The organism is Dermabacter sp. HSID17554, from assembly GCF_003989295.1.
GTDB classification, from domain to species: Bacteria; Actinomycetota; Actinomycetes; order Actinomycetales; family Dermabacteraceae; genus Dermabacter; species Dermabacter vaginalis.
Genome location: NZ_RBLW01000001.1, coordinates 150383 through 163155 on the forward strand (window position 1 = coordinate 150383; position 12773 = coordinate 163155).

The 12773-nt window shown below is 62.1% G+C and carries 12 protein-coding genes and 1 tRNA gene; 10 read left to right on the plus strand and 3 right to left on the minus strand.

Annotated features, from left to right (window positions below; translation table 11 throughout):
• Positions 1–126: 126 nt before the first annotated feature.
• A complete protein-coding gene (locus D8M36_RS00740) occupies positions 127–1596 on the minus strand; it encodes a leucyl aminopeptidase (protein ID WP_126845940.1) in 1470 nt (489 codons plus the stop codon).
• Positions 1597–1642: 46 nt separating this feature from the next.
• On the opposite strand from D8M36_RS00740, the gene D8M36_RS00745 reads away from it, so the two are divergent.
• From D8M36_RS00745 to D8M36_RS00780, 8 genes are all read left to right on the plus strand, one after another.
• On the plus strand, positions 1643–1990 hold the full coding sequence (locus D8M36_RS00745) for a hypothetical protein (protein ID WP_126845942.1): 348 nt from the start codon (positions 1643–1645) through the stop codon (positions 1988–1990).
• An 80-nt stretch (positions 1991–2070) separates the two neighbouring features.
• Entirely contained in the window at positions 2071–2430 is a 360-nt protein-coding gene (locus tag D8M36_RS00750; protein WP_238638325.1) for a hypothetical protein, read from the plus strand.
• Positions 2431–2434: 4 nt separating this feature from the next.
• A complete protein-coding gene (locus D8M36_RS00755) occupies positions 2435–3823 on the plus strand; it encodes a replication-associated recombination protein A (RefSeq protein ID WP_126845946.1) in 1389 nt (462 codons plus the stop codon).
• A 140-nt stretch (positions 3824–3963) separates the two neighbouring features.
• Positions 3964–4587 carry a 30S ribosomal protein S4 gene (gene rpsD, locus D8M36_RS00760; RefSeq protein ID WP_126845948.1) on the plus strand — a complete coding sequence of 208 codons (624 nt, stop codon included), beginning with the start codon at positions 3964–3966 and terminating at the stop codon, positions 4585–4587.
• 138 nt (positions 4588–4725) lie between these two features.
• Complete coding sequence (alaS, locus tag D8M36_RS00765; RefSeq protein WP_126845950.1) at positions 4726–7410, plus strand: alanine--tRNA ligase; 2685 nt, start codon at positions 4726–4728, stop codon at positions 7408–7410.
• Positions 7407–7886 carry a Holliday junction resolvase RuvX gene (gene ruvX / locus D8M36_RS00770; RefSeq protein WP_065247786.1) on the plus strand — a complete coding sequence of 160 codons (480 nt, stop codon included), beginning with the start codon at positions 7407–7409 and terminating at the stop codon, positions 7884–7886. The genes alaS and ruvX overlap by 4 nt, the downstream gene beginning before the upstream one ends.
• Before the next feature lie 9 nt (positions 7887–7895).
• Positions 7896–9044 (plus strand): endolytic transglycosylase MltG, encoded by a 1149-nt coding sequence (gene mltG, locus D8M36_RS00775; RefSeq protein WP_126845952.1) that lies wholly within the window; start codon positions 7896–7898, stop codon positions 9042–9044.
• Positions 9026–9916: a shikimate dehydrogenase family protein gene (locus D8M36_RS00780; RefSeq protein WP_126845954.1), complete on the plus strand. Its 891-nt coding sequence runs from the start codon at positions 9026–9028 to the stop codon at positions 9914–9916. The genes mltG and D8M36_RS00780 overlap by 19 nt, the downstream gene beginning before the upstream one ends.
• Here the strand turns inward: D8M36_RS00780 and D8M36_RS00785 are convergent.
• Positions 9913–10377, minus strand: a complete 465-nt coding sequence (locus tag D8M36_RS00785; protein ID WP_065247789.1) for a tRNA (cytidine(34)-2'-O)-methyltransferase — start codon at positions 10375–10377, stop codon at positions 9913–9915. The two genes, D8M36_RS00780 and D8M36_RS00785, sit on opposite strands and share 4 nt — an antisense overlap.
• Positions 10378–10530: 153 nt before the next feature.
• Here D8M36_RS00785 and D8M36_RS00790 point away from each other — a divergent pair.
• A tRNA-Leu gene (locus tag D8M36_RS00790) sits at positions 10531–10619 on the plus strand.
• Positions 10620–11252: 633 nt separating this feature from the next.
• A complete protein-coding gene (locus D8M36_RS00795; RefSeq protein ID WP_065247790.1) occupies positions 11253–12089 on the plus strand; it encodes an LPXTG cell wall anchor domain-containing protein in 837 nt (278 codons plus the stop codon).
• A gap of 176 nt (positions 12090–12265) precedes the next feature.
• On the opposite strand, the gene D8M36_RS00800 is transcribed toward D8M36_RS00795, so the two are convergent.
• Complete coding sequence (locus tag D8M36_RS00800; protein ID WP_082991095.1) at positions 12266–12769, minus strand: prepilin peptidase; 504 nt, start codon at positions 12767–12769, stop codon at positions 12266–12268.
• Positions 12770–12773 lie beyond the last annotated feature (4 nt).

A 12773-nucleotide genomic window follows, 5' to 3' on the forward strand; every position in this document is an offset into this window, starting at 1 on the left:
CTGGATGTCGCCGTGGGTCGACCGTAAGTGGGGCCAGAGTGTGGGAAAACCCCCAACTCCGCCCGCGGGTGCGGGGCAAAAGCGGGGGCTTTCCGACGGTTGCTGCGCGTGAAGTGCGCAACCTTTTTACTTGGCGGCTTCGCGCTCAATTACTTCGACGAGCGTGCGCATACTCATGCCGGTGCCGCCAATGTTGTTGTAGCCGAAAGGCTTCTGCGTGAAAGCGGGGCCAGCGATGTCGACGTGTGCCCACTTCGTCTCGCCAACAAACTCCTTGAGGAAGATGCCCGCGCTCAGCGCGCCGCCGGGGCGTTCGCCGATGTTGCTGAGGTCAGCAACGCGGCCGTTCAATCCCTCTCGAAGCTCTTCCGGGAAGGGAAGCGGCCACATGGGCTCGCCCGCGGCCTTAGATGCTTCCCACACCTCGTCGCGGGCTTCGTCGGTCCCCATGACTCCCGCAGTGCGGTTGCCTAGGGCGACGATCGCCGCCCCCGTGAGGGTCGCGACGTCGATCAGGAGGTCGGGCTCAAGCGCCGCGGCATCCACGAGAGCATCGGCCATGACCATGCGGCCCTCGGCGTCGGTGTTCAGCACCTCGACGGTCTTACCGTTGCGCATCGTGACGACATCGCCGGGGCGCTGCGCTCCGCCTCCGGGGAGGTTTTCCGCGAGCGCAAGGAAGGTCGTGACGTTGACGTCGAGCTCAAGGGCTGCAGCGGTGATGGTCGTGGCGAGCACGGTTGCGGCGCCACCCATGTCCATCGTCATCTCGTCCATTCCGGCGCCGGGCTTCAGCGAAATGCCGCCCGAATCGAACGTGATGCCCTTGCCGACAAAGGCAACGTGGCGCTTGGCACGCTTCGGTGCGTAAGAAAGTTTGACGAGACGGGGCGGGCGGGTCGAGCCCTGGCCCACACCCACGATGCCGCCGTAGCCACCGTCCGCAAGGGCCTTCTCATCGAGAACCTCGACGCTCACGGGAAGCTTCTTCGTGAGATCCTTGGCGCGCTTCGCGAAGGAATCGGGGTAAAGCAGGTTCGGTGGGGTGTTCACGAGATCGCGAACGATGTGCACGCCCTCGGCGATTTTCTCGGCGCGGTTCGCGGCTGCTTCGAGAGCTTTGAGTTCCTTTTTATCGGCCACGGCAAGAACGATCTCCTCGACGGGCTTTTGATCGTCCTTGAGGTCGCTCTTGTGGGAAACGAATGCGTAGGCGCCGAGAGCTGCGCCTTCGAGAGCGGCGGCGATGTGTGCTTCGGAGGCGGCCGGGAATGCGAGCGCGATGCTCTTGTGGCCAGTGAGCGTGCGCGAGGCGGCACCAAAGGCGTAGCGCACAGCCTCGCACGTCACGTCTTCCAGTGCTTCGGCTCCGAGGCCAACGCCCACGATCGCGTGGGCGTTATAGCCGGCGGGAGCCGGGATTGTCGTGAGCGCACCCTTGGCGCCCTCGGCCTTGACGGCCGTGAAGGATTCCTCAAGCGAGGGCAGCCCCACGGGAGTGGCGGGCGCGCCCTTTGCGCCCTTGAGGAGGGGGACCACGAGTACATCGGTCGTGATCGAATCAACGTTGCTGATGCTCATTTTTATATGTGCCATGCGTTTATCGTAGGGGAGTCAGTCAAGTTTGAGGTGGGAGCGGCGCATGCTGGTCGTGTTGTACGTCGTGGCGGCGCTCGTAACTGCGCTCGGCGCGCTCTACGTGCTCAAGGACCTTGCCGCTGATCTCGTGCTTATGGGCGCTTCACTGCTTCTGTCGTGTGTATGGCTCATTGGTGCTGGTGCGTGGCTGCTCGCTCCGATCGGTCCCACCGATGCGGTGATTTTTTGGGGTTACGTCGCGACTGCTGCGGCTTTGCCGATCGCTGGTCTCTACATTTCGTTCCTCGAACGCACCAAGTGGGGATCATTCGCGATCGCCGCGATAGCGCTCACATGTGTATTTCTCGCCTATCGTCTTCCACAAATCTGGCCCGCGGGGTTCGCGCAGTGACGAGGTCAAAGGCGAGTGGTGCTCCGGAGACGGGAGAGGTCTCTCGTGGGTTTCGCACGGCCCTCTTCGTGGTTTATGGCGTGTTTGCCGTATCAGCCACAGCCCGTGCACTCGTTCAATCGATTCGTGATTTTTCCGAGGCTCCGCTCGCCTTTTCGCTCAGCATCTTTGCGGCGCTCACCTATGTGGCGATCGCCGTGCTCCTCATGAAGAAAACCCCGCATTGGGGAGCGATCTTGAGCCTCGTCGGTGTTGAGCTCGCGGGCGTCCTCGCAGTGGGCATCTTGAGCTTTGCGAAGCCCGAGTGGTTCCCGAAAGCCACCGTGTGGTCGCACTTCGGCGAGGGATACGGTTACGTCCCGCTCGCCCTGCCGCTCGTGGCGGGCATCTCCGTTCTCGTGGCCCGCCGCCGCGAATCCCGTCGCGCCTCGTTACGCTAGAGACGTGGACGACGATCTCTTTTCCCTCAAACCTGGAGTCGAGGCTCCGAAGACTCTCGCCGATCGCAATGTCGATCACCGCGCTCCACTCGCCGCGCGCATGCGCCCGCGGACGTTGGAGGAAATCGTCGGGCAAAAGAACGCCCTCGCCGAGGGGTCGCCGCTGTTCCGGCTCGTGGGGGAAGACGACTCACGCACCGCCCCGAGCTCCATCATTTTGTGGGGCCCTCCCGGGACTGGGAAAACCACCATCGCCTACGCGGTTGCGCGCGAGGGGGATCGTGAGTTTGTTGAGGTTTCCGCTGTTCTCGCCGGCGTCAAGGATATTCGCGCGGTCGTCGATGCTGCGCGGTCACGCTTGCGCACGACGGGCCGCGAAACCATTCTGTTTGTTGACGAGGTGCATCGTTTCAACAAATCGCAGCAGGATGCCCTTCTGCCGTCGGTTGAGAACCGCTGGGTGACACTCGTGGCTGCGACGACCGAAAATCCCTACTTTTCGATCATTACGCCGCTCATTTCCCGTTCGATCGTTCTCACCCTCGATTCACTCGGGCCCGAGGAGATCGATGTCCTCATTACCCGTGCACTGACCGAGGAGCGCGGGCTCGGTGGTGCGGTCGAACTTGACGAGGATGCGCGTGAGGCGCTCGTGCGGCTGAGCGGCGGCGATGCGCGAAAGTCGCTCACAGCCCTCGAGGCGGCTGCGGCATCGGCCCTCAAAACGCCCGAAAAGCGCATCACTGGCGACATCCTCGCTCACGCGATCAACCGTTCGATGCTGACCTATGACCGCGAAGGCGATCAGCACTACGACGTCGTTAGCGCCTTCATTAAATCGATGAGGGGAAGCGATCCCGACGCGGCGTTGCATTACCTCGCGCGCATGATCGAGTCGGGTGAGGATCCTCGCTTCATCGCGCGTCGCGTCGTGATTGCCGCGAGCGAAGAGGTCGGCATGGCCGATCCGACAGCCCTCCAGGTCGCCGTTGCCGCGATGCAAGCCGTTCAGATGATCGGTATGCCCGAGGGGCGCATTCCTCTCGCGCAAGCGGTCGTGCATATCGCGACGGCACCGAAGTCGAACGCGAGCTATGCGGGCATCAATCGCGCGATTGACGACGTGAGGCACGGCAAAGGGCGTTCGGTTCCCGCGCATTTGCGCGACGGGCACTACAAGGGAGCGGAGAAGCTCGGGCACGGCGTGGGATACGTGTATGCGCACGATGAGCCTCGCGGTGTGGCGCGGCAGCAGTACGCCCCCGATGACCTCGTGGGCGTGAACTACTACGAACCTACCGATCGGGGATTTGAAGGGCGAGTGAAGAGTTCGCTTGCGATTCTGCGCTCGCTCACACGGGGCACGGGAGGGTCCGGGAGGTCCGACGACTGAGATGCGGTGAGCGATCCCACAGCGGCACGGCGCACTCAAGCCTTCTCCACGCTTGAGGTGGGGGCTTAGGCCCGGTAAAGTGTTGCGCTGAATCCGCGGCTGCCAAATGGATTCATCGCATCGAAATTGAGGTAACTTACGTGACCAGTGTCACCAAAGCACGTCGTACTGCACGCCTTTCGCGTGCACTCGGTCTTGCGCTTACCCCGAAGGCCGTCAAGTACTTCGAGAAGCGCCCCTACCCGCCGGGCCAGCACGGTCGTGGCCGCCGTTCGAACTCGGACTACGCGGTTCGTCTGACCGAAAAGCAGCGCCTGCGCGCTCAGTACCAGCTTCGTGAGAAGCAGCTTCACCGCGCCTACGTAGAGGCGAAGAAGCTCCCGGGTCTGACCGGTGAGTCGATGGTCGAGCTCCTCGAGACTCGCCTCGACGCGCTCGTTCTTCGCGCGGGCTTCGCTCGTACGATCCTCCAGGCTCGCCAGTTCGTCTCGCACCGCCACGTTCTCGTGGACGGCGAGATTGTCAACATCCCCTCGTACCGCGTGCAGCCCGGCCAGACCATCCAGGTCAAGCCGAAGTCGCAGACTCTCGAAGCTTTCGCGGATGCCGCTGAGGGTGCGAACTCCGACGTTCAGGCGTCGGTTCCTTCGTACCTCTCGGTGCAGCTCGAGGAACTTAAGGCTCAGCTCGTTGCTCGCCCGAAGCGCTCCGAGGTCCCCGTGACCTGCGACGTGGCGCTCGTCGTCGAGTACTACGCTCGCTGATATCTTTATGAAGGAGGCCTCACGGCCTTCGTCTCAGGCGGCCCCGACCAGTACGAGAACGTACACTTGGTCGGGGCCTCCTGTAGTTAAAACGCCCAGCCAGTCCGTGCCCGCGAGGGCTGAGGGAAGGAAGAATCCATGCAGACAGCCGAGGTCTCGCGCCGCTGGCTCGACTTCTTCAAGAACAAGCACCACGAGATCGTTCCGAGTGACTCACTCGTCTCGTCGGATCCATCGATCCTTTTTACCGTCGCCGGCATGGTGCCGTTCATTCCCTACATCGTTGGGACCGACGAGGCGCCCTGGCCACGCGCGGCCAGCGTGCAAAAGTGCATCCGCACGAACGACATCGATAACGTCGGCAAAACCACCCGTCACGGCACGTTCTTCCAAATGGCGGGCAATTTTAGCTTCGGCGATTACTTCAAGGAAGGCGCGATCGATTTTGCGTGGGAGCTTCTCACGACCAGCGTCGACGAAGGTGGCTACGGCCTTGACGGTGACCGCATGTGGGTCACGCTTTGGGAAAACGACGCCGAAGCGTTCGACCACCTGACGCGAGTGATCGGTATCGATCCGAAGCACATCGTGCGACTTCCAAAGGAAGAAAACTTTTGGTCCACCGGCCAACCGGGGCCCGCGGGTCCCTGTGCCGAATGGCACTACGATCGCGGCCCCAAGTTCGGTCCCGAAGCTGAAGGTGGCAACATCGACCCGGGCGGCGACCGCTATCTTGAGATTTGGAACCTCGTTTTCGACCAGTTCATGCGCGGCGAGGGCAACGGAAAGGACTACCCGCTTCTCGGGGAACTTGACCGCAAGGCGATTGATACGGGCCTTGGCGTCGAGCGCCTCGCTTATCTTTTGCAAGGCAAGAGCAATATGTACGAGACCGACCAGGTCTTCCCTGTGATCGCGCATGCCCAGGAACTCACTGGCCGCCGCTACGGCACTGGCGATGAGGAAAGCGACGTGCGCATGCGCGTCGTCGCTGATCACGTTCGCAGTGCGATGATGCTCGCTTCCGATGGCGTGCGTCCGGGAAACGAGGGGCGCGGATACGTCATGCGCCGACTCATTCGCCGCGCTGTGCGCTCGATGCGCCTTCTCGGTTTTGACAAGCAAGCGATGCCCGAGCTGCTGCCGGTATCGAAGAACGCCATGGTCGCCTCCTATCCCGTTCTTGAGGAGAAGTTCGCGGCGATCGAAGAGGTGCTCTACACGGAAGAGGAGGCTTTCCGCCGCACCCTGTCTCACGGCACGCAGATTTTCGAGGGCCTCAGCTCCAATCTCAAGAAGAGCGGCTCCGATCTCCTCGCGGGCGAAGATGCCTTTACTCTCCACGACACCTATGGTTTTCCCATTGACCTCACTCTGGAAATGGCGGAAGAGGCTGGTCTGCGCGTTGATGAAGCCGGTTTCCGCGCCGCCATGCAGGAGCAGCGTGAGCGTGCCCGCGCCGATGCTCAGGCAAAGAAAGCCGGCCACACGGATACGGCGCTTTTCCACGACATCGTGAATGCGCATGGTCTTACCCGTTTCGTGGGCTACACGGACGACACGGTCTCGACGACAGTGGGTTCGATCCTCGTGAATGGCGCTCTCACCGAACAGGTGAGCGCGCCCGCAGATATCGAGATCGTTCTTGCCGATACTCCGTTCTACGCCGAGATGGGCGGACAGCTTGCCGATCAGGGCACCATTAGCCTCGCCGGAGGCGGCATCATCGAAGTTGACGATGTCCAGGCGCCCGTGAAGGGCCTTTCTGTTCACCGCGGCCGCCTCATCGAGGGGAGCGCCCGCGCCGGCGAGGCGGCGATTGCGCGCATCGACACCGAGCGCCGCGGTGCCATCGCGCGCGCCCACACGGCGACCCACATGGTGCACCAGGCTCTTCGCGAGGAGCTCGGCGACGGCGCAACCCAGGCCGGTTCGGAAAACTCGCCCGGTCGCATGCGTTTCGACTTCCGCTACGGCCAGGCCGTACCTCAGAGCTCCCTCGCACAGGTCGAAGGCAAGGTCAATCAGATGCTTCAGCAGAACCTTGACGTCACCGACGCGCAAATGCCCATCGATGAGGCGAAGGCTCTTGGCGCTCAGGCACTCTTCGGTGAGAAGTATGGCGATATCGTCCGTGTCGTGTCGATTGGCGGCGACTGGTCTCGCGAACTGTGCGGCGGCACTCACGTCCCGATTACGGGCAGCCTCGGCTCGGTTCAGCTCGTGTCGGAATCATCTATCGGTTCAGGCGTGCGCCGCGTGGATGCACTCGTGGGCGAAAGTGCGTACAAGTTCCACTCGAAAGAGCACGCGCTCGTGTCGCAACTCGCGGAAATTCTCAAGGTGGGTGCGGAGGATATTCCCGAGCGCGTTCAGGCGCTCACAAAGCGCGTGAAAGAGATGGAAAAGAACCTCCAGCAGATGCGCGGCCAGCAGCTCCAAGCTCAAGCGAGCTCGCTCGTCCAATCTGCGGCAGTCGTGTCGGGTGTTCGCGTCCTTGTTCACGATGCAGGCGAGGGCGTCGCCGCTGGAGACCTGCGTACTCTCGCCACCGATTTGCGCGCAAGGCTTGGCGAGGCCGAGGCGAGTGTGGTGGCGCTTGCAGGGGAGTCCGACGGTCGCGCGGCTCTCGTCGTGGCCACCAATGCCGCGGCGCGCGAAGCTGGCCTCAAGGCAGGCACGCTCTTGCGTGACGCTGCCGCTGTGATGAACGGCCGCGGAGGCGGCAAAGATGATCTCGCGCAGGGCGGTGGCGGCGACCCCGCGCTCGTGTCTGCCGCGCTCGAGTCGATCACGACCGCGCTTCGTGACCGCGCCTCATGAGTCGTCGCTTTGTGCGAATTGGCGTCGACGTGGGTGATGCCCGCGTCGGCGTCGCTCGAAGCGATGCCGACGGCCTACTCGCGACCCCCGTGGTGACCCTTCCGCGGGAGGACTCCGCGGCTCGGCTACAGGAACTGATCGTTGAACTCGGTGCAGAACGCCTGTACGTGGGGAAGCCTCGCCTCTTGAGCGGGAAAAACGGTTCGGCCGTCGAGAAAGCCAATGCTTTCATTGCGGAACTCGCCGAACTCGAGCCCCTTGCGGAAGAACCCGAGTACGACGTGTACCTTGTAGACGAGCGCATGAGCACCGTGAGTGCGCACCGTGCCCTGAGCGATTCCGGCCGCAAGCACCGCACGCATAGGCCGGTGATCGATCAGGTCGCCGCGGTCATGATTTTGCAGACCGCCCTTGACTTTGAACGCGCGCGCGGCGCAGCGGCCGGAGAGCCGTGGATCCCAGGCGATTCCCACTAAGGAGTATTTGTGCCAGATTCTTCACTTGAGGACCTGCTGGGTTCGTCAGGCGAAAGTCAGTCTCGATCGGGGCATGGCAAGCGTCGGAACGCAAAGCCGAGCAAACTCAAACGTTTCCTGCCCGCCTTTGTGGTGGTCGTGGTGCTCGCAGCGCTCATCGGCGGTGGATGCTTTGCCTACTCGTGGGTTTCACACAACGTGAATGTGGCGAGCGCGTCGAAGGATTTTGATGGCCAAGGTAAGGGCGACGTCGAGATCATCGTCAACAGTGGTGATACCGGTTCAGACATCGCGAGCACGCTCGTCGACGCCGGAGTGATCAAGACTAAAGGCCCGTTTGTGAAGGCGTTCTCGGCGAGCCAGGATGCTTCGAGCATCACTCCCGGCACGTACAAGCTTCGAAAAGAGATGAGCGGAGCCTCTGCCCTGCGCTTACTTCTTGACCCCGCTAGTCGCGTGGGCATTCGTGTGACGTTCCCCGAAGGACTTACCGCCCACAAGATGTACGAGCGTTTGAGCGAAGCCACGGGGTTGCCCGTCGAGGACTTTGAAAAGGCGGGCGCTGACTACGAGGCGCGCGGTGTTCCACGTAATCCGGCGAAGTCGATCGAGGGATACTTGTGGCCCGGTACATATGACTTCCACGAGGGAGATTCCGCCGAAGACATTCTCGATGAGATGGTTTCGCGCATGACAACCCAACTTGAGAAGAAGAGCATCCCGAAAGAGAAGTGGCACGAGACCCTCACGATCGCCTCGATTGCGGAGAAGGAAGCTCGCAACCCTGACGACTACGGCAAGGTCGTGCGAACGCTTGAGAATCGCCTCGCGGGCGTGGGGGAAGCGGGTGGAAGGCCCATGAACCTCCAGCTGGATTCGACCGTGGCCTACTTTACGAAGAGCGAAACGATTTCGACGACCCCCGAGCAGCGTGCGACCGATTCGCCCTACAACACTTATAAGCATCCCGGGCTTCCCGTGGGGCCGATCGCCAATCCTGGCGATGCCACACTCGATGCCGTGGAGAACCCTCCAGAGGGGCCGTGGCTGTACTGGGTGACGGTCAATACCGACACCGGCGAAACGAAGTTTGCGAGTACCAAGGCCGAGCATGATAAGAACGTGCGGGAGTGGCAAGAATGGGCGAAAAACAAGTAGGCGAGAGCGGGCGGCGATTTGCCGTGATCGGCGATCCCATTGCGCATTCGCTCTCGCCCGAACTGCACGCGGCGGCGTATCGCGCGCTTGGAATTGAAGGCGCGAGCTACGAACGAATCCACGTGCCTCGCGGCGAATTCGCGAAGTTCGTGCAAGAAACGCTCCCGGCGCTCGATGGCGTGAGTGTCACCATGCCGCACAAGGCTCACGCTCACGACCTCGCCGTGGCGCATGGCCCGCACGCGGAGCTCGGCATTGCGAACACCTTGATCCCTCTCGGCTCCGGCCACTTGCGCCGCTACGCTGCCTTCAATACCGACATCGCAGGTATCACCGGAGCACTCGCAGCGGCCGGCATCGGCCCTCTCGAGAGTGCGACGCTGCTCGGATCAGGGGCGACGGCGCTTTCGCTTGCGACGGCCCTGTGCGAGGCCGGTTGCACGCGCTTCACACTCCTCGCCCGCTCACGCGAAAAGCTCGCCGCACTCGAAGGACTCCTCGCGCGGTACGGAGCACAAGTTCACATAGGGGAGTGGGAGCGACCCGAACTGAGCTTCCACTCCGACATCGTGGCGAGCGCGCTCGCACTTGACGGTGCCGAAGCCTTCGCCGAACGCGTTTTCCACAAGATGCACGATGTGGCGCGGGTACCGTCAGCCTTTTTTGACGCCCTGTATTTTCCCGATCCCACCCCGCTGACGCGCATTCGAGACGCGTTTTGCCGTGAACGAGCAGTGCACGAAAAGCCCGCGTTCGCGACCGGCGCCCACATGCTCGCGCATCAAGCTGCGAGACAGGTCGAGCTCATGTGCGGTGTTGAGCATGCACCTGCCGAGGTCATGTACGAGGCCGTCTTTGGGCAGGAGCTCTAGAGCGCTCCCGTGTACCCAAGCTGTCGCCACGCTTCGTACACCGCAATGGACGCGGAGTTCGCGAGGTTGAGCGAGCGTCGTCCCTCGAGCATGGGAATCCGGACCGATTTCGTGATGCGTGGGTGGTCGAGAACCCATTGGGGTAGGCCCGTGTCCTCGCGACCGAAGAGGAGGACGTCGGTGTCTTCGTAATGCACGTTTTGAAAGTGGGCATCGCTGTGACCCGTGAAGGCGAAAATGCGAGAGTCGGGAAGCGCTTCGAGCGCATGATCGAAACTTTCGTGCACAGTCATGACGGCGAGGTCGTGATAGTCAAGGCCGGCGCGCTTGAGGTGAGAGTCATCGAAGTTGAAGCCGAGAGGCTCGATGAGGTGCAGGGGCGCACCTGTCACAGCAGACAGGCGTATGGCATTGCCGGTGTTGCCGGGGATGAGCGGCTCAAAAAACATGATGTGGGGCATGGATTCGAGTCTCTCACGTTGCGCATCCAGGCCCCGTAGAAGGACCGTGCGTGATTCCGTTCACGAATAAGCAAAAAATGGCCTCTCAATTTCCCCCGGAGCAACCACGGTGGTAATCTCATTGAGTCGCAAACGAAGAGCGACAAAAACCCAGTCCGGGTGGCGGAATAGGTAGACGCGCTAGCTTGAGGTGCTAGTGCCCGCTTAAGGGCGTGGGGGTTCAAGTCCCCCCTCGGACACCACAAGACCCCGTGCAGGAGAACCTGCACGGGATTCGTTGTTAATGCACCCTGATAAACAGGCCGACGGCGGGGAGGGCGGCGGCTAGTTCGTCAACGTTTACTCAGAGTTATCCGCAGTTCAGATAAAAGTCTGCCCCTTGTCCTTTTGCTCTGCTTAGTTTGTGATGGGCGTCTCGTGGGGCGGAGAGACGAGTCCCAACCACGCGGAGCGGGCATGCACTAACGCGTATGCAGCAGCGCAGAGGAGGCGGGGGCCTCGCTGCGCCGTCTCAGCCGCGGCATGAATGAAGACTGGTTGGGACCGCGGGCGAAGCCACGCATCGCGATATGCGGGATGCTTCGCCCGCCCCGCCCGCACCACTCGCAAGAATTCTTATGCGCCGGCATCAACGTGACTTCCCTCATGACGTTCGCCACATACCCCCGGATTGCGTGACAGTGTTGCGTTTAGAGGACGTCCGTCCCACGCGAGTGATGACGTTGTTATGGTAACTTCGTTTTGCCCGGCTACTGCCTTACGCCCGCGACGACTTGTAGGCCTCCTCATGAGTGCCTTGCGAACCGTGGGGCGCACACGAGCCTGGTTATCCGGTCCCAATCGAGATCGGTCCTTTCCCTAGCTAGGAGAACATCATGAAAGCTCTTTACCGCATGAGCGCGGTCGCTGCTGCCGCAACCCTGACCTTTGGCTTCGGCGCAGCCGCCAACGCTGCAACCGTTGACTGCAACGATCTCACCGCAGAGCAGAAGTCTGAACTCGAGTACGCCAAGATGGGCATCATCGAGGTCCCCGCTGACCTCCAGAAGTGCGTCATGCCGGAGTGGGACACGCCTTCCAGTGACGAAGCTGCTGCCGCCGAGAACGACCACCTCGACGCTGCTGAAGCGGAGTACAACCGCCTCAACGCCGAGCAGGATTGGGACACCCCGACCCGCGATGAGGCTGCCCAGGGCGAGAATGACTACCTCGACGCTGCTGAAGCCGAGTACAACCGCCTCAACGCCGAGCAGGATTGGGACACCCCGACCCGCGATGAGGCCGCTGCCGCTGAGAACGACTACCTCGACGCTGCCGAGGCTGAGTACAACCGTCTCAACGCTGAGCAGGATTGGGACACCCCGACCCGCGATGAGGCCGCTGCCGCTGAGAACGACTACCTCGACGCTGCCGAGGCTGAGTACAACCGTCTCAACGCCGAGCAGGGTGCTGAGGGCGATGCAGATGACGTTTCGGATGACGCGGTGGCCAACGGGGAAGAGGGCACCGCTGCAGCCGATCCCGAAAACAGTGACAACGCTCCTGTTGCCGAGGGTGAAGAGGGCGACGATGCCAGCGAAACTGACGCTGCTGCCGCACACAGCGGTTCGAGCCTCCCTCGTACCGGTGCTTCGGTAGGCATCCTTGCAGCTCTCGGCGCTGGCGTCGCTGCCGTTGGCGGTGGCCTTAGCTACCTCCGCAAGCGCGCCTGATTTCCCGCGCAGAGTTCTTTCCTCACTCTGACTATGAAGGGGCACCCCCGCGGGGGTGCCCCTTCTTCTTTGTCACAAAGCTGCGACGGTGCGGATGTGTGCCAGCGCATCCTTTTGCACGGTCAGCAGACCCGCGACACAACACAGAGTGGAGGGGCCCCGTGGACTTTGCTGCTTTAGAAGATCCCAAGGAGAGTAAGAGCGAGGCCACCGTAGGGCGCACTCAGGATAATGGGGCCAAAGGCAAAGCGCGTTTTTGTACTCTTCGTTCGCATGAGGACCCACAGCGCAGAAATGGCGCCCGCGCCACACACCCAGGCAAGGGCTCCGAGCAGAACTGGTGCGCCGCCTAGGGCCGCGAGGAGCACGGTCGCGGGCGTCACCTTCGCGTCGCCCATGCCGAGGCTCGCGGGGAAAAAGAGAGCGACGCTAAAAGTGAGGGCACCCACGACGAGAGCGATGATGCAGGCGCCGAGCACGCGGGTGTCGAGTTCGGGAACGATAAGGGCACCGATCGCCGCCGTGCTCAGGACAGCCCCGTTAAGGGCGAGGGTGAGCTTGTTCGGAAGACGATGCTCGCGAATGTCGTAATAGGAAAGTGGTACGGCGAACGTGAGGTGCGCGCACGTCACGAAAATAAAATGCATGACCGCGACGGTTGATTCGAAACTGCTGATCACGTCT